The sequence below is a fragment of the Streptomyces xanthochromogenes genome (assembly GCF_014650455.1).
GTDB classification, from domain to species: domain Bacteria; phylum Actinomycetota; class Actinomycetes; order Streptomycetales; family Streptomycetaceae; genus Streptomyces; species Streptomyces xanthochromogenes.
The window spans coordinates 643,891-662,424 of sequence record NZ_BMUZ01000001.1 but is presented as its reverse complement, the minus strand read 5'-3'; the positions used below and the strand labels follow the sequence as shown (position 1 = coordinate 662,424).

Below are 18,534 nucleotides of genomic sequence, written 5' to 3'. Positions count from 1 at the left end.
GCCCCGGGAGGGCTACTTCGTGCCGAAGGACTTGTCCTTCATCAGCCACGTCGCCAGCGGCGCGTCCGCCTTCGCGGCCATGGCGGTGAAGGTGACGCCCAGCTTCACGGCGCCCTTGCGGTTGAGGTCGACGTCGTCGGAGACGGTCACCAGGCCGCGCGGGACCACGAAGCGGTAGCGCACCTCGGCGCCGTCGGAGAACTCGACGCCGAGCGCGCGCTCGTCCTCGCCCTGGTCGCTGTGGATCTCGTACTTGTAGAGACCCGAGTTCGGGGCGCTCTCGACGACCTCGCCGCCGCCGAAGAAGAACGGCAGCGTGTCCTCGTTGAGCTGGAGCATGCCGAACTTCAGGGTGAGCTCGCGCTCGGTGTAGATCGTGCGGGCCGGGGTCAGCGACTGCCAGGTGTCGATGTTGGCGGTCTTGCCCTTGCGGCCGAACTTCACGCCGTCGGTGCTGGTGTAACCCAGGTCGTGCCAGGCGGCGCCCCACTCCGTGGTGGTGTCGGCGGGGGCGTCGGTGCCGACCTTGGCGAGGAAGATGCGGCCGGTGCCGGCCACGCGGATCTCGCTCGGGTTCATTCCGGACATGTGGTTCTCCTTGTTCGTTGTTCGTTGTTCGTTTTCCGTTCGGGGTTCGGCCCGTTCGGGACCTGGCCCGTTCTGGCGCATGGCCCGTTCGGGACATGCGAAAGGCCCCGCCGATTTCGGCAGGGCCTCGATGGGAGGGGCGGTCAGGACGGGCGCAGCGAGAGGCGCACCGTGGTGAGGTAGCGGTTGCCGGCCGGCCGGTTGTAGTCCGGCAGCCAGCGCACGGCCTCGGTCTCGACGACGTCGGTGACGACCGCCGTGCCGTAGGTGGTGCCGCGGAGCTGGAGGAGCGCGGTGCGGACCGAGAGGGACACGGTGTGTGCCGCCGTCTTGGTCGGGCCGTACACCTCCAACTCGACGAGCGGGGTGTCGAGATGGAGGTCGTCGACCCAGGCGCCGCCGGTCCGGGAGACCAGCACCACCTGCTGCGTACCGTCGAAGCCGGCCGGCGGACGGTTGTCCACCGTCACCCCGGCCAGCTCCGGCCGGTACTTGAGGTGGTCGACGATCAGGCGCTCCACATCGGGGAACGTGAGCAGGGCCTCGCTCAACAGGGCCTCCTTTCGAAGGCTCGAAGGCTCGAAGACTTGGTGAGCCGAAGGGGAGGGGCGCGTCGAGCGGCCGGCGGGGCGCGGGCCGTGCGGGACAGTGCGGAGGGCGGGAGAGCGGGCTGCCGTTCGGCCCGTACGCCCCGCCGGAGCGCTCAACGCGAAGCGGCGGACGCCGACGCCCGGTTGAAGGCGCAGCTCCGCCGCTGCACTTATTGTGAACGAGATCGCGCGAGCGCGCAACTTGGAGTTTCGGGCACGCAATCAGGGCCGGGAGTGAGGAAGCGGCCGATGTGCCCGGCGCCGGGAGCTGAGGGGCGTGGACCTAGGGAACACAGTGTCAGTTCCACGGGTTAGGTTTGTGGTTGTCGCGCACTCTGAGGCATCTCACGGCAGATGTCCGGGGGCGGCATGGAAGGGCGTATGAGCCGACGAAGAGCACCTGGGGGTGGCATGAGCGAGCAGGTCGTGGGGTGCGGGGGAGTCGCCCGGTGAGCGTGTACAGCGAGCGCGTCTCGGACGTGGTGATCGCCACCGTGGAAGTGGCCGCCGACTCGGCCAACTCCGGCTCCTTCACGCCCGAGGTCGCCCAGGCGCTCACCGCGGTCGTCGGCAAGGTGGCGGAGCGGGCCATCGGGGACGCGGAGCTCAACGGGTTCGTCTCCGGGTGGCAGGAGGCGATGGCCACCCTGGGGGACGACAGTCCGGCCGGCGCGCAGGTCTACCAGGTGCCGGCGTGGGACGTCCGGGGCCCGGCCGGCCGTGGCGCCCCGCGCCCCCGGGTGCGGTAGCCGTCGAACGCGTACGCAACAGTGCCCCGCAGCCACATCGGCTGCGGGGCACTGTTCGTATGGGGAGCGAAGGGGGTCGGGGAGGGCCGGCGTATGTATAGGAGCCCCGGCAGCACTGCACATGTAGCAACACTGCACATGCAGCAGCACCGCACATATAGAGGAGCCGGGCAGGCCGTCTCTGTGGAGCCCTATCTCCCTATCCATAGAGGCGGTACCTGTAGAGGAAGGTCAGGCGCGGAGCTCGTGTGCTCGGCGGGTCGCGCGCTCGGCGGCGAAGACGTCCGCCAGGCGGAAGAGGTGGGAACGGCCGCTGCGGCCCGCCGGCGCTATGTGCCCGAGCTGGACCCACTTGCGGATGGTGCCCGGGGCGACCGCCGCCTCCTCGGCCGCCATCGCCGTGGTGATGAGGGCGGCGGTCGGCGGGTAGAGCGGTGTGGCACCGGCCGGTCGGACCGTACGCGTCGTACTCATCGTGCGCCCGCCCCCTTCGAGTCGGGCCGGTCGAGCCCGTCGGGACCCGGCCGCACCCCGTCCTGAGCCGACGTCAGCTCCGCCAGGTCGCCGGCCGTCGTCTCCGCCAGGTCCTGCCATGCGTCGCGGGCCCAGGCGTGCCGGTGCGCCGCGTCGGTGCGGCAGCCGCAGTCCGAAGTCGCGCAGCGGCAGCCCGGGTTGACGCACAGAACGGTCTCGCGGTGCGGGAAGACGCGCAGGGACACGGAGTCGCAGTGCGGGCAGCGGCCCCCGACGCGGACCGGGCTTTCGGCGTCGCCGAGCGCCAGCGAGCAGCGGCGGGCCATCCGGCGGGCCTCGCCCCGTACGTGCTCGGCGAGGACCGGCCGCTCGGCGACCCGGTCGAGCAGGGCGACGAGCCGGCCCAGTCGATCGAGCACCGTGCCGCGCGGCGGACGCGGCAGGCGGAGCTTCTCGCACACCGCCTCCTCCAGCTCGACCACGCCGTCCGTGATGTCGCGGATGGTGTCGGAGACGAACAGGCGGATCGGCGCGGCCGGAGCGGTGGGCCGGCCCGAGTGCCCGGCGCCGAGCGGACGGGCGCCGCGGCTGGGGGCGAGCTCCTGGTGCAGCTCGGGGAACTGGCGGAGCAGGATGCCGAACCAGACGGCGGCGGGGTCGGGACGGTGACTCATGACTGCTCCTGAAGACGGCCGGCACGGGACCGGGCGGGGACGGGGACGGGAACTTCCTGGCCGTTGCGCCACAGCCGCCCGCCGCTGACGCCGTCGAACCAGCTGGTACGCGGGGCGACGGCCTCCAGGCAGGCGCGGCGGACGGGGCAGATGCCGCAGGCGCGCAGGGCGGGCCGAGCCGCCTCGGGCTCGCGGGCGAAGACCGCGCGGTCGGGCAGGCCGATGCAGGCGGCGTGGGAGCGCCAGTCCTGGGAGCGCCGGGCGGCGGGGTGGGCTCCCCGGGACAGGGGTGCGCGGACGAGCGCGGGTGCGGGCATGGGATGGAATCCCTCTCGGGAGGCGCCGGGAGCACGGGGAGTGCACGGAGGCAGGAGACGAGGAACGTGGAGGGGGTTGCGGGCACCCCTTGTTGCGGTTGCGCAATCAACGTTACCGATATTGCGTGCGAGTGCGCAACAAATGTCGCTCATCGTCGTTCCGTACCGACCCTCCGTGCCTCCTTCTCCATACCTTCACGCAGCCAATACTGCGATTTTGCCTGTCAGGGTGGCTAGTTGCGGACTCGCACACCATGCTGGTTATTGCGCGCGCGAACGGACGGTAGGGTCGGGATGGTTGCGGAGGGAGCGTGCTATGGGCGAGAAAAGCTCGGATATGGAGCGGTTTGCGGGCTGGGTCGAGGACCTGATGCGCGAGCGCGGATATGACATCGACAGTCCGCGGGGCGGCGGACGGTCCCGGCTCGCCGAGGACGCCGGAGTGCACCGGGCCGCAGTGACCCGGCTGTTGCAGCGGCAGAGCCTGCCCGACCTGGAGACCATGCGCGCTCTCGCGCGGGTCCTCGGGGTCGGCCTTCGGGACATGCTGATCGAGTCGGGCCGGGTCACGGCCGACGACCTGCCGGTGCCGGACGGGGCCGCCGGGGGAGCCGGGCGCGGACGGGTCACGCCGGCCGAGGCGGCCGAGCTGCTCGGCATCCCCGACAGTCACCGCCGGCAGTTCGTCGAGATGGCGGAGATGATCATCGCCGTGAGCGGGGCCCGCCCCGAGGGCGTGCGCCCCAGGCGGCGCGACGCCTCGGCGAGCAGCTGAACGACGCCCTCCGTCGGCTCCGGGTCCGGCCCGGAGCCGACGGAAGGCCGACCGGAGTCGATCCGGGACGCGGGATCGGACCCGGGATCAGGCGGGGCGGTCGCCGGGTCGTTCACCGGCGTGTCGGCGTGGACGGCATTTGTTTTGACCCAAGTCGATGAGGTAGGTACGCTCAGACCTTGTGCCTGGGGTGTGCCTGGGCTCCGCTGCGTGCCTACGTCCGCAGCGCGAGCTCCTAGACCGGCCGCCGCAATCTGCGCTTCTCCTGCCCCCGGGCGGGAGCATGCAGTATTCGACACACCCGACCGCGTGGGTCGGAGACGTGTTTCAGGTTAGTTTTACTACGGCACACAGAAACCGGAGAAGTAGTGCCTACGATCCAGCAGCTGGTCCGGAAGGGCCGGCAGGACAAGGTCGAGAAGAACAAGACGCCCGCGCTCGAGGGTTCGCCCCAGCGCCGCGGCGTCTGCACGCGTGTGTTCACGACCACCCCGAAGAAGCCGAACTCGGCGCTCCGTAAGGTCGCGCGTGTGCGTCTGACCTCCGGCATCGAGGTCACGGCCTACATCCCGGGTGAGGGACACAACCTGCAGGAGCACTCGATCGTGCTCGTGCGTGGTGGCCGTGTGAAGGACCTGCCGGGTGTTCGTTACAAGATCATCCGCGGCTCGCTCGACACCCAGGGTGTCAAGAACCGCAAGCAGGCCCGCAGCCGCTACGGCGCCAAGAAGGAGAAGTAAGAATGCCTCGTAAGGGCCCCGCCCCGAAGCGCCCGGTCATCATCGACCCGGTCTACAGCTCTCCTCTTGTCACCTCGCTGATCAACAAGATCCTGCTTGACGGCAAGCGTTCCACCGCCGAGCGGATCGTCTACGGCGCCATGGAAGGCCTCCGCGAGAAGACCGGCGCCGACCCGGTCATCACGCTGAAGCGCGCCCTCGAGAACGTCAAGCCGTCTCTTGAGGTCAAGTCCCGCCGTGTTGGTGGCGCCACCTACCAGGTGCCGATCGAGGTCAAGCCCGGTCGCGCCTCGACCCTCGCGCTGCGCTGGGTCGTGGGTTACTCCCGCGCCCGCCGTGAGAAGACCATGACCGAACGCCTCATGAACGAGCTGCTCGACGCCTCCAACGGCCTCGGCGCTGCGGTCAAGAAGCGTGAGGACACCCACAAGATGGCCGAGTCCAACAAGGCCTTCGCGCACTACCGCTGGTAGTCGCTACCCACATCGAGACCGAGAGAAGACTGAGCCGATATGGCTACCACTTCACTTGACCTGGCCAAGGTCCGCAACATCGGGATCATGGCTCACATCGACGCGGGCAAGACGACCACCACCGAGCGGATCCTGTTCTACACCGGTGTGTCTTACAAGATCGGTGAGGTCCACGACGGCGCTGCCACGATGGACTGGATGGAGCAGGAGCAGGAGCGCGGCATCACGATCACGTCCGCCGCGACGACCTGCCACTGGCCGCTTGAGGACGTCGACCACACCATCAACATCATCGACACCCCGGGCCACGTGGACTTCACGGTCGAGGTGGAGCGTTCGCTCCGCGTCCTCGACGGTGCGGTCACCGTGTTCGACGGTGTCGCCGGTGTGGAGCCGCAGTCCGAGACGGTCTGGCGTCAGGCCGACCGTTACGGCGTTCCGCGTATCTGCTTCGTCAACAAGCTCGACCGCACCGGCGCTGAGTTCCACCGCTGCGTGGACATGATCGTGGACCGCCTCGGTGCGACCCCGATCGTGATGCAGCTGCCGATCGGTTCCGAGGCCAACTTCGAGGGCGTTGTGGACCTGGTCCGCATGAAGGCCCTCGTGTGGTCCGCGGAAGCGACCAAGGGCGAGATGTACGACGTCGTCGACATCCCGGCCACGCACACCGAGGCCGCTGAAGAGTGGCGCGGCAAGCTGGTCGAGACCGTCGCCGAGAACGACGACCAGATCATGGAGCTCTTCCTTGAGGGCGTCGAGCCCACCGAGGAGCAGCTGTACGCCGCGGTGCGTCGCATCACCATCGCGTCCGGCAAGGGCGGCGACACCACCGTCACCCCCGTGTTCTGTGGCACCGCGTTCAAGAACAAGGGCGTTCAGCCCCTGCTCGACGCCGTCGTCCGCTACCTGCCTTCCCCCCTGGACGTCGAGGCCATCGAGGGCCACGACGTCAAGGACCCGGAGGTCGTGGTCAAGCGCAAGCCGTCCGACGAGGAGCCCCTCTCGGCGCTGGCGTTCAAGATCGCGAGCGACCCGCACCTGGGCAAGCTCACCTTCATCCGGATCTACTCCGGTCGCCTTGAGGCCGGCACCGCGGTGCTGAACCCCATCAAGGGCAAGAAGGAGCGCATCGGCAAGATCTACCGCATGCACGCGAACAAGCGTGAGGAGATCGAGTCGGTGGGCGCCGGTGACATCGTCGCCGTCATGGGCCTGAAGCAGACCACCACCGGTGAGACGCTGTGCGACGACAAGGCCCCGGTGATCCTGGAGTCCATGGACTTCCCGGCGCCGGTGATCCAGGTCGCCATCGAGCCCAAGTCCAAGGGTGACCAGGAGAAGCTGGGTGTCGCCATCCAGCGTCTCGCGGAGGAGGACCCCTCCTTCCAGGTTCACTCGGACGAGGAGACCGGCCAGACCATCATCGGTGGTATGGGCGAGCTTCACCTCGACGTCCTCGTCGACCGTATGCGTCGCGAGTTCAAGGTCGAGGCGAACGTCGGCAAGCCGCAGGTCGCGTACCGCGAGACGATCCGCAAGGTCGTCGAGCGCGTGGACTACACCCACAAGAAGCAGACCGGTGGTACCGGTCAGTTCGCCAAGGTGCAGATCGCGATCGAGCCCATCGAGGGCGGCGAGGCGTCGTACGAGTTCGTGAACAAGGTCACCGGTGGCCGCATCCCCCGGGAGTACATCCCGTCGGTGGACGCGGGTGCGCAGGAGGCCATGCAGTTCGGCATCCTGGCCGGCTACGAGATGACCGGCGTCCGCGTCATTCTTCTCGACGGTGGCTACCACGAGGTCGACTCCTCCGAGCTCGCGTTCAAGATCGCCGGTTCGCAGGCCTTCAAGGAGGCCGCGCGCAAGGCTTCGCCCGTGCTCCTTGAGCCGATGATGTCCGTCGAGGTCACCACGCCCGAGGACTACATGGGTGAAGTCATCGGTGACATCAACTCCCGCCGTGGCCAGATCCAGGCCATGGAGGAGCGCAGCGGCGCCCGCGTCGTGAAGGGCCTCGTGCCCCTCTCGGAGATGTTCGGCTACGTCGGCGACCTCCGCAGCAAGACCTCGGGTCGCGCAAGCTACTCGATGCAGTTCGACTCCTACGCCGAGGTTCCGCGGAACGTCGCCGAGGAGATCATCGCGAAGGCCAAGGGCGAGTAACTCCTCCGAGTTCACGCTTTAGGCTTGTCACCGGAGCCACTGGGGCATTCGGCGTAAACCATCAGGTTTACGGTGAGTGCCCCGGGCCCCGGCATCCCAGCAAAGATCACCTGGCGCCGATGAGTAAGGCGTACCAGAACCACTCCGCAGGAGGACCCCAGTGGCGAAGGCAAAGTTCGAGCGGACTAAGCCGCACGTCAACATCGGCACCATCGGTCACATTGACCACGGTAAGACGACCCTCACGGCCGCCATTACCAAGGTGCTGCACGACGCGTACCCGGACCTGAACGAGGCCTCGGCCTTCGACCAGATCGACAAGGCTCCTGAGGAGCGCCAGCGCGGTATCACGATCTCGATCGCGCACGTCGAGTACCAGACCGAGTCGCGTCACTACGCCCACGTCGACTGCCCCGGTCACGCGGACTACATCAAGAACATGATCACGGGTGCCGCGCAGATGGACGGCGCGATCCTCGTGGTTGCCGCCACCGACGGCCCGATGCCGCAGACCAAGGAGCACGTGCTCCTGGCCCGCCAGGTCGGCGTTCCGTACATCGTCGTCGCGCTGAACAAGGCCGACATGGTGGACGACGAGGAGATCCTGGAGCTCGTCGAGCTTGAGGTCCGTGAGCTCCTCTCCGAGTACGAGTTCCCGGGCGACGACCTGCCGGTCGTCAAGGTCTCGGCGCTCAAGGCGCTTGAGGGCGACAAGGAGTGGGGCCAGTCGGTCCTGAACCTGATGGCCGCCGTCGACGAGGCGATCCCGCAGCCCGAGCGTGACGTCGACAAGCCGTTCCTGATGCCGATCGAGGACGTCTTCACGATCACCGGTCGTGGCACCGTCGTCACCGGTCGTATCGAGCGTGGTGTCCTGAAGGTCAACGAGACCGTCGACATCGTCGGTATCAAGACCGAGAAGACCACCACCACGGTCACCGGCATCGAGATGTTCCGCAAGCTGCTCGACGAGGGCCAGGCCGGTGAGAACGTCGGTCTGCTGCTTCGTGGCATCAAGCGCGAGGACGTCGAGCGCGGCCAGGTCATCATCAAGCCCGGTTCGGTCACGCCGCACACCGAGTTCGAGGCCCAGGCGTACATCCTGTCCAAGGACGAGGGTGGCCGTCACACGCCGTTCTTCAACAACTACCGCCCGCAGTTCTACTTCCGTACCACGGACGTGACCGGCGTCGTTACCCTCCCCGAGGGCACCGAGATGGTCATGCCGGGCGACAACACCGCCATGAACGTCGCGCTGATCCAGCCCGTCGCCATGGAGGAGGGCCTCAAGTTCGCCATCCGTGAGGGTGGCCGGACCGTGGGCGCCGGCCAGGTCGTCAAGATCGTCAAGTAAGTACTTGACCGTCTGACCTGGTAGCTCGCTGAGCTGTCAGAAGAGCCCCGCACCTTTCGAGGTGCGGGGCTCTTCGCTGTTCGTACGGGGCTCAGGGAGGCTTCAGGGCCGCCAGGACCAGGGAGCGGCGTCCACCCCGAGGCCCAGCGCGAGCGGGTGCCCGTCGTGGACGGACAGCGTGGGCGGGCCCACCGGGACCACTCCCCGGGGCCGCTTCGACGCCCGTCCCGCGCCCACGAGTTGGACCCGGCCCTGCTCGTCCGTGCCCAGCACGTATCCGCCGGCCGCGCCGACCGGACCGTACCCGTCGAGGGCGACCGGCTTCGCCGCGCTGCCGTCCGCGTGGACGGAGGTGAGGCGCGGGGACGCGGGGGAGCCCGGGTCATGGCGGGCCTTCTTCGGATCGGCCGAGGAGCGGTAGAGCAGCTGTACGCCGTCGCCGAGAGCGACCGGGGCCACCGCGTCCACGGCGAGCGGCAGCCGGGACGGCACGGGTGCGAGCGGGCGCCCGGGGGCGCTCTGGGACCAGTGGTGCACGGTGTCGGCGCCGGCCGCGAAGACGTGGACGCGCCCGCGACCGTCCACGACGGCGCTCAGCCCCTCCTGCACGGACTCCCCGCCCAGATCGCGCCACGGTGTCCAGCTGCCGTCGGCCTCGCGGATGCGGGAGCTGATGCCGCGGTCGGCGTTGCGCACGAAGAGATGGACGCGGCCGTCCGGTGCGGCGACCGCGGTGGGCGGCCCGATCCGGCGCCCCCGGTCGTCCCCCCGCTCGGGATTCCCGAGCCCCTTCCACGCGCCGAACTTCCCACCGGGCGCGCCCTGTTCAAGGGCGACGATCTCGCGGGTGTTGGCGCCGGCACGCCCCCGCAGCGAGGAGAACCGCAGGGCGAAGAGCAGCTGCCGCCCGTCGGCCAGGGTGGCACCGCCGAGCACGGGCGCGAGCGGCGAGCCACCCAGGTCCTCGGGTGCGCCCCAGCCGTCGTCCGGGTTCCGGCTCCACCGCACGGCCCGCAGCCCGAGCACGCCGTAGGCGTGGGAGCCGTCGCCGGGGGCCAGCAGCCGGGCGCCGGGGTGGCGGTAGTGGGTGGAGCGCACCCATCCCTTCCAGTTGGTCAGCGGCCGGTTCCCGCCCACGTTGTAATCTCCGCACCCGCCGGGGTTCCCGCACTGCCAGTCCTTGCTACCGCCGTACGGCACGAGATGCGCGGCCTTCTCGGCGAGCACCCTGGGCGGCAGGTTCTTGGGCCAGTGCCGGTTGTAGTACGCCCGGTAGGCGGTGGCGAGGAAGGCGTTGCCGCGTTCGGCGTGCCGGATCATCGCGGCCCAGGCGAAGGAGGCGGCGGCGGTGTGGTCGGCGTGGTCGGAGTACCCCGGCTGCTCGGAGTCGTGCGAGCGGTCGGCCGGCGAGCTGTGCTGGATGTCCGGGTCGGGGTCGAGGGTCTGGACGAGGGTGGGCGCGTAGTCGGCGAGGAGCCCCTCGAGAACGTCCACCAGGCTGTCGTACGTGTACGCCTTCGCCCGGGTGAGCGGGGACCCTTCGGCGATGACGACGGGCAGCTGGAGGTGACGGTCCTCCCAGAGGCTCGGCAGCCCCATCCTCCCCCCGAGCGGGGTGTGCATGGCGGTGTTGAGGAACACCAACTCCACGCTGCGGCCCTGGTGTTGGAGCCGGTTGACCTCGGCGCGATGCCCTCCGCGCAGCTCGGCGACGGACTTGTCCCACGGGGTGTACCTGTCCATCCCGAGCAGGGTGGCGTACGCCTGCCGCAGCCCCTGGTGCCGGGCGGAGGAATAGGCGGCCTTGTCGTACACGTGCGGCCCGGTGTCGCTGACCACCCGGTTGTCGCCGTTGGCCTCTCCGCCGGTGACGTAGACGCTGACCAGCGGGACCCCGGAGTCCAGGGTGTGCTGGGTGTCCGGGTTCATGAAGTACAGGTCGTCGTCGGGGTGGGCGAGGATCTGGAGGAGGAGGGGGCGGCGGGGTGCGGCGCCGAGCGGGGCGGCCGGGCCCGCCAGGCGCCCCCGGCCCGTGCGGGGCACGGAACATCCCGCGAGGCCGACGGTGAGCCCCGCGGCGGCGGCGCTCCCCAGTACGGCCCTTCGCCCCGGCCCCGCGGGCCTTGCCGTCTCGTCCACGTGCGTCCCGTCCATCGCTCGCCCCGCATCCCCGCGATCCGGCGGGATCGCGCGCCCAGTGAGATGGGGGAGCGGGGGGCGGGGTTGCGTCCCGGTGGTGCCGGGGCACGCGATTTCTTCTCTCCCGCTCCTTCTCTACGGTGCGTCCGCCGGAAGAAGGTCGAGCTCGGTCCAGACGGTCTTACGGGGGACGGGTCCGATGTCGACGCCCCAGCGGTCGGCGAACGCCTCCACGAGGATCAGGCCGCGTCCCGACACGGCGTCCGGGGACGGGGGCCGGCGTCGGGGGAGAGCGTCACCGCGGGTGTCCGTCACCTCGATGCGGAGCACGTCTGTGGTGGCGTGGAGGGCAAGCCGGAAATCCCGCCCGGGGAGCCGGCCGTGCGTGGCGGCGTTCGCGGCGAGCTCGGCGACGAGGTGTTCGGCGGTGCCGATGGCGCCGGGTGGCAGGCCCCAGGTGCGCAGCCACTCCGTGGCGAGGAAGCGGGCCAGGTGCGCGCCGCGTGGCGTGGAGGACAGCAGCACGCCGAAGTGCCGCGCGGGGATGGGGAGTTGGGTGACGTTTTCCTGGTTCACGTGACTGAGCGTGGCGCTGCGCGCCTACCGTGAACAGTGACTCAATCGGTCCGTACGGTGACTGTCCGGAGTTTGTCCGGTGCTGTCCTGGCTGTCGGCACGGGCTGTACGGGTAAGGGGTGTTGCGGCGAGGACGTGCAACGGAGGGGTGCGGGATGCGGCAGGTGGACGGCGAGGCGGCCCGGCTCAAGGGCGAGGCGGACGAGCCGGGCTGGGAGGTCGACCCGGACGACGACTGGGGCGTGGCCGTGGTCACGACGGTTGGGCGCCAGTTGAAACTGCGGCGCGAGACGAAGGGGATGCGGGCCGCCGAGTTCGGGGTTGCGGTGGGGTACGGCGAGGACATGGTCTACAAGATCGAGGGAGGCAAGCGGATCCCTCAGCCCGAGTATCTGGACAAGGCGGACGAGGTGTTGGGGGCGGGTGGGCTCATCGCGGCGATGAAGGAGGACGTGGCGAAGGTCAGGTATCCGAAGAAGGTTCGGGAGCTGGCCGAGTTGGAGGCGCAGGCGGTCGAGGTTGGGTTGTACAGCAACCACAACATCCACGGCCTGTTGCAGACCGAGGGGCATATGCGGGCGCTATTCGACGCGTGGCTTCCCGCCTACTCGGACGAGGAGGCGGAGCGCATGGTGGCCGCAAGGATGGCCCGCCGGTCGGTTTTCGACAGGTCACCCGCACCGACGCTCGGCTTCGTGCAGGAGGAGGTGACGCTTCGCCGTCCGGTTGGAGGCAGAATGGTATGGCGTCGGCAGCTCGAACGGCTCCTGGAGTTGGGGCAGTTGCGGAATGTGTCGATCCAGGTGATGCCGACAGGCTCCGAGGACCACTTCGGCACAGGTGGGTTGATCGAGGTGCTCAAATTTCCGGACGGTACAGCGGTGGGGCGTACTGAGGGGGCATTCAACGGCCGACCTGTGTCCGATCCGAAGCAGCTCAGGATCCTGGAACTGCGCTATGGCATGATCCGGGCCCACGCACTCACGCCCCGAGAGTCACGGGCCTTCATCGAGCAGATGCTTGGAGAAACATGATCGCCACCCCCACTGCCCGGGACGCCTCCGCTCTGGTGTGGTTCAAGAGCAGCTACAGCAGTAGCGGTGACGGCAACGACTGCATCGAGGTCGCCGCTGCCCCCGGCGTGATGCACGTCCGAGACTCCAAGACCATCGGTGGCCCCCAGCTCGCGTTGACGCCGGCCGCCTGGGCAGACTTCGTCTCGTACGCGTCGAGGAGCTGACCCCTCAACTGGTGTTACCTCACGCCCGGTTGGCGCCGGGTGCGGGGCGCAGGGGACGGCATCCGGCTGCGCGAGGAGACGCTACGGGTAGCGCGGCAGCGCATCGGTGGGGATCGTCCACTCGGCGATGGTGACGTCCTCGCCGTAGACGAAGTCCTTCCGCGTCGCGTAACGGGGGCCGTCGGGGGTGGAGTGGATCTCGGACAGAACGGCGCCGGTCCCCGTGCGGGGGTCGAAGACCGCGTAGACGGGGACGCCGAGCAGGGGGTAGTCCCGCATCTTGCCCACCCAGTCGTGGTCCGGGTTGGAGCGGGAGACGACTTCGATGGCGGCGATGAGAGTACGGGGGTCGAAGGAGCCGTCGCCTTCCATGTCGGGTTCGCGGATCACGATGATGTCGGGGCGACGCATGATGTGCGCCACCTCGTCCTCGACGTCGGGTGCTCCCGCATGGGTGACGAGATCCTCCGGCATCACCTTCTCCAGGCGTTTGCGCACCCGCACGGCGGTGAGCTCGTGGGGACGGACGGGAGTCCGAAGGTCGTGGACGATCCCGTCCTTGGTGATCTCGAACCTGCCGGGAAGTGTGTCGTCCATCGCCTGAACCAGCCTTCGCATCGCCCGGTATCGGTGCACGTCAGGCAGCCTCGTGGAGATCGGGCCGGCAGTCGCGGCAATGGCCGGGGGCCGGTCCCCGGAAGGCTCGGTCGCAGGTTTCGCAGGTCTGGAGCGGATCCGGACGGGCCTGCACGGGCATGGGGGGCGGGAGCAGCGCAGCGAGGCGGTGGGCCAGCAGGGACGCCGGGTGGTGCAGCGGCTCGGGGAGGTTCGCCGTCAGGGTGCGGCGTACGGCGTCGGGGTCGGCCCCACGGTCGAGCCAGGCGGCTACGAGTGGCGCGAGGCGGTTCACGTCCCGTTCGGCGAGCAGGAGCCGGGGTTCGTCGCGGCGCAGCCCCTTGAGGAGTTCGGCGGCCTCGGGTGAGGGCACGGGGGCAGCCTGGGGTGGTGTGGCCGAGGACACGGGGACCGACGGGGCAGGGGGCATGGTTCTGCGGGGCCTCGGCTCCGGGCGGCGCGCGTCGGGTGGGCTGCACGGCGTTGCGCGGCCGTGCCCGGGCTGGTTGCAGGACACCGTACGGCTGACGACCCGGCCGCTGGGCAGCCGCTCCCGGCTGCGCTTCAGGTACCCGTGCGCCTCCAGCTCGCGCAACGCCGAGGCGATGCGGGCCTCGCCCTCGGGGAAGCGGTCGGCGAGGACCTTGATGCCGATGCGGGCCCCGGCGGGCAGGGACTGGATGTGTACGGCGAGGCCGATCGCCAGCAGGGAGAGCTCGCGGTGCTGGGCGAGGTGGTTGCCGACGACCGTGTACCGACTGGTGTGCCGGGTGTTGGCGTGAATGACACCGGAGTGGGCGGTGCCGTCGGGAACGCGGGACGAGGGGCGCGGGGGCGCGCTAGGGTTCTGAAGAGCCATCGGGAAGGTGTGCTTCCTAGGTGGTCAGGCCCTCGATCGGGATGCCAGTCCCGGCCGGGGGCCGATGCATGTGTGGGGTTGTCGTCGCCCCGGCGACCGGGGCTGTCGGCGCGAGCATATGCCAGTCAACTGCCAGCAAATCCAGCCGAGTTGGGCGTTGTCACCCGTGTGGGTGACGGGAGGCTGGAGGGGTTGGGTGGGGGATTTCCCTCCGGGAATTGAGGGCTTTTGATGGCGTGGGGCGCCGGGTCGCGGTGTGCCGGGTCGTGGTGTGCCGGGTCGTGGGGGGTGCGACCCGGGGGGCACGGACAGGAGGGGCTGGGAGCAGCGCTCAACCGCCCGCGAGCGGGCCGGTGGCCTGGTGGTCGGGACAGGGGCCGGCGGCTGAGCCGAGGCTTCAGGTCCGGTCGGTCGAGGGTGGTGGGTGAAACCGCTGCCGTCCGCGTCGTTCGGTGCGCGGTCGGCGTCGTACGCGTCTTCGCCGTGGTGGCACCGAGGCTCCGGGCCCGGGCCCTCGGGCGGGGCGGTCGCGTCGAGCTCGACGCGCTGGACCGGTACGGCCGTGCCGTGGACTTCGTCGATCCGCCGCGCGCCGCGAGGCTCAGCCACACCGGGCCCGGAGCCGGCTGTTGGCGGTGGGGGCGGTCATGTCAGCGGTGCCGGGAGAGGGGGCCCGCATCGCACGGCCGCGTGCCGAATGCGTGAGCGCATGTGACGTGGGGTACGCTTCCCGGCTGCGATTGGCCAGGCCCTGCCCCGGTGTGGCAGACTATCGGGGTTGCTCGGTTGAGTGCCGATGCTGCGCGCCTCCCGCCGGGAGGACCGGAAGCGAGTCCCATCGTACTCGTCGCCCCTGATCAGGGGCGGACGTACGGGAATCTTCCGGGAAGTGTCAGCGGGGCTCCGGCCAGGCGTCCGGTGGGTGTTCTGCCCCCGTCTGCGAGGTCTTGTGGCCCGCATCCCCTTGGTTGGGAAATTCCGTATGGGATTTCTGCGTAGAGGGAATGCGACACGCCCGACCGCGTGGGTCGGAGACAGAGTCGATAGAGCCCCCGGGTTCCAGAGCGTTACGAGACAAAGGACTACTAGGTAGCCATGGCGGGACAGAAGATCCGCATCCGGCTCAAGGCCTACGACCACGAGGTCATCGACTCCTCGGCGAAGAAGATCGTCGAGACGGTGACCCGCACTGGTGCGTCGGTCGCAGGCCCGGTGCCGCTGCCCACTGAGAAGAACGTGTACTGCGTCATCAAGTCGCCGCACAAGTACAAGGACTCTCGCGAGCACTTCGAGATGCGCACGCACAAGCGCCTCATCGACATTCTCGACCCCACGCCGAAGACGGTTGACTCGCTGATGCGCCTCGACCTGCCGGCCGGTGTCGACATCGAGATCAAGCTCTGAAGGGACGGGCCGAGATGAGCAAGAACATCAAGGGCGTCCTGGGCGAGAAGCTCGGCATGACCCAGGTCTGGGACGAGAACAACCGGGTTGTCCCGGTCACCGTCATCAAGGCCGGGCCGTGCGTCGTGACGCAGGTCCGCACGAACGACGTCGACGGTTACGAGTCGGTCCAGATCGCCTTCGGCGAGATTGACCCGCGCAAGGTGAACAAGCCCCTCAAGGGTCACTTCGCCAAGGCCGACGTGACTCCCCGCCGCCACCTGGTGGAGCTCCGCACCCCTGACGCCAGCGAGTACACGCTGGGCCAGGAGATCACTGCCGAGGTGTTCGAGTCCGGCGTCAAGGTTGACGTCACGGGCAAGAGCAAGGGCAAGGGCTTCGCCGGTGTCATGAAGCGTCACAACTTCAAGGGCCTCGGCGCCGGACACGGCGTCCAGCGCAAGCACCGCTCGCCCGGTTCCATCGGTGGCTGCGCCACCCCTGGCCGTGTGTTCAAGGGCGTCCGCATGGCGGGCCGCATGGGCAACGAGCGTGTCACCACCCAGAACCTGACCATCCACGCGGTTGACGCGGAGAAGGGTCTGCTCCTCATCAAGGGCGCGGTCCCCGGTCCGAACGGCGGCCTCGTCCTGGTCCGTACCGCGGCCAAGGGGGCTTGAGGTAATGAGCACCATTGACATCCTTTCGCCGGCAGGCGACAAGGCCGGTACCGTCGAGCTCCCCGCGGAGATCTTCGACGCGAAGACCAGCGTTCCGCTGATCCACCAGGTCGTTGTCGCGCAGCTGGCTGCTGCCCGTCAGGGCACGCACAAGACCAAGACTCGCGGCGAAGTCCGTGGTGGTGGCCGCAAGCCGTACCGCCAGAAGGGCACCGGCCGCGCGCGCCAGGGTTCGACCCGTGCGCCGCAGTTCGCCGGCGGTGGCGTGGTCCACGGCCCGCAGCCGCGTGACTACTCGCAGCGCACCCCGAAGAAGATGAAGGCCGCCGCCCTGCGCGGTGCCCTCTCCGACCGGGCGCGCCACTCCCGCATCCACGTCGTCACCGGCGTGGTCGAGGGCACGGCTTCCACCAAGGCCGCCAAGACGCTGTTCGGCAAGATCTCGGAGCGCGCCAACCTGCTCCTGGTCGTCGAGCGCGCCGACGAGGCCGCGTGGCTGTCCGCCCGCAACCTGCCCCAGGTCCACATCCTGGAGCCGGGCCAGCTGAACACGTACGACGTGATCGTCTCCGACGACGTGGTCTTCACCCAGGCCGCTTTCGAGTCCTTCGTGTCTGGCCCCAAGGCCGATGACAACGAGGGGAGCGAGGCCTGATGGCCGAGATCACCAGCAAGACCTTCACGGACCCGCGCGACATTCTTGTCAAGCCGGTTGTGTCCGAGAAGAGCTACGCGCTGCTCGACGAGAACAAGTACACGTTCGTCGTCAAGCCGGGCTCCAACAAGACCCAGATCAAGCAGGCCGTGGAAGCGGTCTTCTCGGTCAAGGTCACCGGGGTCAACACGATCAACCGCCAGGGCAAGCGCAAGCGCACGAAGACCGGTTTCGGCAAGCGTGCCGACACCAAGCGCGCCATCGTGACCCTTGCTGAGGGCGACCGTATCGACATCTTCGGCCAGGCCTCCTAACGGAGCGCCCTGGTCCGAATATCGGACGAGGACTGAGAAATGGGTATCCGCAAGTACAAGCCGACGACTCCGGGCCGTCGTGGCTCCAGCGTCGCCGACTTCGTCGAGATCACGCGGTCCACGCCGGAGAAGTCGCTGGTCCGCCCCCTGCACAGCAAGGGCGGCCGTAACAACACCGGTCGTGTGACCGTCCGTCACCAGGGCGGTGGCCACAAGCGTGCCTACCGCGTGATCGACTTCCGTCGTCACGACAAGGACGGCGTGCCGGCGAAGGTCGCTCACATCGAGTACGACCCGAACCGCACCGCGCGCATCGCGCTCCTGCACTACGCGGACGGCGAGAAGCGCTACATCATTGCGCCCCGTGGCCTGAGCCAGGGTGACCGCATTGAGAACGGCCCCGGGGCCGACATCAAGCCGGGCAACAACCTGGCGCTGCGCAACATCCCGGTCGGTACGACCATCCACGCCATCGAGCTGCGTCCCGGCGGCGGTGCGAAGTTCGCCCGCTCCGCGGGTGCTTCGGTGCAGCTGCTGGCGAAGGAGGGCACGATGGCCCACCTTCGTATGCCGTCCGGTGAAATTCGCCTGGTCGACGCCCGCTGCCGCGCCACCGTCGGTGAGGTCGGCAACGCCGAGCAGTCGAACATCAACTGGGGCAAGGCCGGCCGTATGCGCTGGAAGGGCGTTCGCCCGTCCGTCCGTGGTGTCGCGATGAACCCGGTTGACCACCCGCACGGTGGTGGTGAGGGCAAGACCAGTGGTGGTCGCCACCCGGTCTCCCCGTGGGGTCAGAAGGAGGGTCGTACTCGCTCGCCGAAGAAGGCATCGAGCAAGTACATCGTCCGCCGCCGCAAGACGAACAAGAAGCGCTAGGAGCGGGTTTAGATGCCGCGCAGTCTCAAGAAGGGACCCTTCGTTGACGGCCACCTCGTAAAGAAGGTGGACGCTCAGAACGAAGCTGGAACCAAGAACGTCATCAAGACCTGGTCCCGTCGCTCGATGATCATCCCGGCCATGCTCGGCCACACGATCGCGGTGCACAACGGCAAGACCCACGTCCCGGTGTTTGTCTCCGAGTCGATGGTCGGCCACAAGCTCGGCGAGTTCTCGCCGACTCGCACCTTCCGCGGCCACGTCAAGGACGACCGGAAGTCGAAGCGCCGCTAACGC

23 protein-coding genes are annotated in these 18,534 nt (G+C 68.9%); 14 read left to right on the top strand and 9 right to left on the bottom strand.

Annotated elements, in window-relative coordinates; genetic code table 11:
- Positions 1-12: 12 nt before the first annotated feature.
- On the bottom strand, positions 13-588 hold the full coding sequence (locus IE267_RS03030; protein ID WP_100578102.1) for a phage tail tube protein: 576 nt from the start codon (positions 586-588) through the stop codon (positions 13-15).
- A 143-nt stretch (positions 589-731) separates the two neighbouring features.
- A complete protein-coding gene (locus IE267_RS03025) occupies positions 732-1,139 on the bottom strand; it encodes a phage tail termination protein (RefSeq protein ID WP_189762051.1) in 408 nt (135 codons plus the stop codon).
- Between the two features lie 488 nt (positions 1,140-1,627).
- Between IE267_RS03025 and IE267_RS03020 the strand changes: the two genes are divergently transcribed.
- Positions 1,628-1,927 (top strand): hypothetical protein, encoded by a 300-nt coding sequence (locus IE267_RS03020; protein WP_229860596.1) that lies wholly within the window; start codon positions 1,628-1,630, stop codon positions 1,925-1,927.
- A 231-nt stretch (positions 1,928-2,158) separates the two neighbouring features.
- Here IE267_RS03020 and IE267_RS03015 read toward each other — a convergent pair whose 3' ends face one another.
- Genes IE267_RS03015 through IE267_RS03005 form a run of 3 tightly spaced genes read right to left on the bottom strand, consistent with a single transcriptional unit; the run spans position 2,159 to position 3,392 of the window.
- A complete protein-coding gene (locus tag IE267_RS03015; RefSeq protein WP_167156480.1) occupies positions 2,159-2,401 on the bottom strand; it encodes a hypothetical protein in 243 nt (80 codons plus the stop codon).
- Complete coding sequence (locus tag IE267_RS03010) at positions 2,398-3,075, bottom strand: hypothetical protein (RefSeq protein ID WP_189762050.1); 678 nt, start codon at positions 3,073-3,075, stop codon at positions 2,398-2,400. Before IE267_RS03010 ends, IE267_RS03015 begins: the two co-directional genes overlap by 4 nt.
- Positions 3,072-3,392, bottom strand: a complete 321-nt coding sequence (locus IE267_RS03005) for a WhiB family transcriptional regulator (protein ID WP_189762049.1) — start codon at positions 3,390-3,392, stop codon at positions 3,072-3,074. Before IE267_RS03005 ends, IE267_RS03010 begins: the two co-directional genes overlap by 4 nt.
- A gap of 316 nt (positions 3,393-3,708) precedes the next feature.
- On the opposite strand from IE267_RS03005, the gene IE267_RS03000 reads away from it, so the two are divergent.
- The 5 genes from IE267_RS03000 to tuf all read left to right on the top strand — a co-directional run bounded on the left by IE267_RS03000 (position 3,709) and on the right by tuf (position 8,900).
- Positions 3,709-4,167, top strand: a complete 459-nt coding sequence (locus tag IE267_RS03000; protein WP_167157646.1) for a helix-turn-helix domain-containing protein — start codon at positions 3,709-3,711, stop codon at positions 4,165-4,167.
- 368 nt (positions 4,168-4,535) lie between these two features.
- Positions 4,536-4,907, top strand: a complete 372-nt coding sequence (rpsL, locus tag IE267_RS02995; RefSeq protein ID WP_003948652.1) for a 30S ribosomal protein S12 — start codon at positions 4,536-4,538, stop codon at positions 4,905-4,907.
- 2 nt (positions 4,908-4,909) lie between these two features.
- A complete protein-coding gene (rpsG, locus tag IE267_RS02990; RefSeq protein WP_161245599.1) occupies positions 4,910-5,380 on the top strand; it encodes a 30S ribosomal protein S7 in 471 nt (156 codons plus the stop codon).
- A gap of 39 nt (positions 5,381-5,419) precedes the next feature.
- A complete protein-coding gene (gene fusA / locus IE267_RS02985; RefSeq protein ID WP_100578110.1) occupies positions 5,420-7,546 on the top strand; it encodes an elongation factor G in 2,127 nt (708 codons plus the stop codon).
- Positions 7,547-7,706: 160 nt separating this feature from the next.
- Complete coding sequence (gene tuf / locus IE267_RS02980) at positions 7,707-8,900, top strand: elongation factor Tu (protein ID WP_100578111.1); 1,194 nt, start codon at positions 7,707-7,709, stop codon at positions 8,898-8,900.
- A 102-nt stretch (positions 8,901-9,002) separates the two neighbouring features.
- Here tuf and IE267_RS02975 read toward each other — a convergent pair whose 3' ends face one another.
- Positions 9,003-11,054 carry a PIG-L family deacetylase gene (locus IE267_RS02975; protein WP_189762048.1) on the bottom strand — a complete coding sequence of 684 codons (2,052 nt, stop codon included), beginning with the start codon at positions 11,052-11,054 and terminating at the stop codon, positions 9,003-9,005.
- 120 nt (positions 11,055-11,174) lie between these two features.
- Positions 11,175-11,615, bottom strand: coding sequence for an ATP-binding protein (locus IE267_RS02970; protein WP_189762047.1), 441 nt, complete (start codon positions 11,613-11,615; stop codon positions 11,175-11,177).
- A 155-nt stretch (positions 11,616-11,770) separates the two neighbouring features.
- On the opposite strand from IE267_RS02970, the gene IE267_RS02965 reads away from it, so the two are divergent.
- Positions 11,771-12,649: a helix-turn-helix domain-containing protein gene (locus IE267_RS02965; RefSeq protein ID WP_167157640.1), complete on the top strand. Its 879-nt coding sequence runs from the start codon at positions 11,771-11,773 to the stop codon at positions 12,647-12,649.
- On the top strand, positions 12,646-12,855 hold the full coding sequence (locus IE267_RS02960) for a DUF397 domain-containing protein (RefSeq protein ID WP_167157638.1): 210 nt from the start codon (positions 12,646-12,648) through the stop codon (positions 12,853-12,855). Before IE267_RS02965 ends, IE267_RS02960 begins: the two co-directional genes overlap by 4 nt.
- Before the next feature lie 81 nt (positions 12,856-12,936).
- On the opposite strand, the gene IE267_RS02955 is transcribed toward IE267_RS02960, so the two are convergent.
- Both IE267_RS02955 and IE267_RS02950 read right to left on the bottom strand, forming a co-directional pair.
- Positions 12,937-13,473, bottom strand: a complete 537-nt coding sequence (locus tag IE267_RS02955; protein ID WP_189762046.1) for a Uma2 family endonuclease — start codon at positions 13,471-13,473, stop codon at positions 12,937-12,939.
- 19 nt (positions 13,474-13,492) lie between these two features.
- Positions 13,493-14,329 carry a helix-turn-helix domain-containing protein gene (locus IE267_RS02950; protein WP_189762045.1) on the bottom strand — a complete coding sequence of 279 codons (837 nt, stop codon included), beginning with the start codon at positions 14,327-14,329 and terminating at the stop codon, positions 13,493-13,495.
- 1,095 nt (positions 14,330-15,424) lie between these two features.
- On the opposite strand from IE267_RS02950, the gene rpsJ reads away from it, so the two are divergent.
- From rpsJ to rpsS, 6 genes are read left to right on the top strand one after another with little or no spacing between them, the layout of a single operon-like run.
- Positions 15,425-15,733 (top strand): 30S ribosomal protein S10, encoded by a 309-nt coding sequence (gene rpsJ, locus IE267_RS02945; protein ID WP_003948644.1) that lies wholly within the window; start codon positions 15,425-15,427, stop codon positions 15,731-15,733.
- A 14-nt stretch (positions 15,734-15,747) separates the two neighbouring features.
- Positions 15,748-16,392, top strand: a complete 645-nt coding sequence (rplC, locus tag IE267_RS02940) for a 50S ribosomal protein L3 (protein WP_120721902.1) — start codon at positions 15,748-15,750, stop codon at positions 16,390-16,392.
- Positions 16,393-16,396: 4 nt separating this feature from the next.
- Positions 16,397-17,047: a 50S ribosomal protein L4 gene (rplD, locus tag IE267_RS02935; protein WP_100578119.1), complete on the top strand. Its 651-nt coding sequence runs from the start codon at positions 16,397-16,399 to the stop codon at positions 17,045-17,047.
- Complete coding sequence (gene rplW, locus IE267_RS02930; protein WP_100578120.1) at positions 17,047-17,361, top strand: 50S ribosomal protein L23; 315 nt, start codon at positions 17,047-17,049, stop codon at positions 17,359-17,361. The genes rplD and rplW overlap by 1 nt, the downstream gene beginning before the upstream one ends.
- Before the next feature lie 39 nt (positions 17,362-17,400).
- Positions 17,401-18,237 carry a 50S ribosomal protein L2 gene (rplB, locus tag IE267_RS02925; protein WP_161245597.1) on the top strand — a complete coding sequence of 279 codons (837 nt, stop codon included), beginning with the start codon at positions 17,401-17,403 and terminating at the stop codon, positions 18,235-18,237.
- Between the two features lie 12 nt (positions 18,238-18,249).
- Positions 18,250-18,531: a 30S ribosomal protein S19 gene (gene rpsS, locus IE267_RS02920; RefSeq protein WP_100578122.1), complete on the top strand. Its 282-nt coding sequence runs from the start codon at positions 18,250-18,252 to the stop codon at positions 18,529-18,531.
- Positions 18,532-18,534 lie beyond the last annotated feature (3 nt).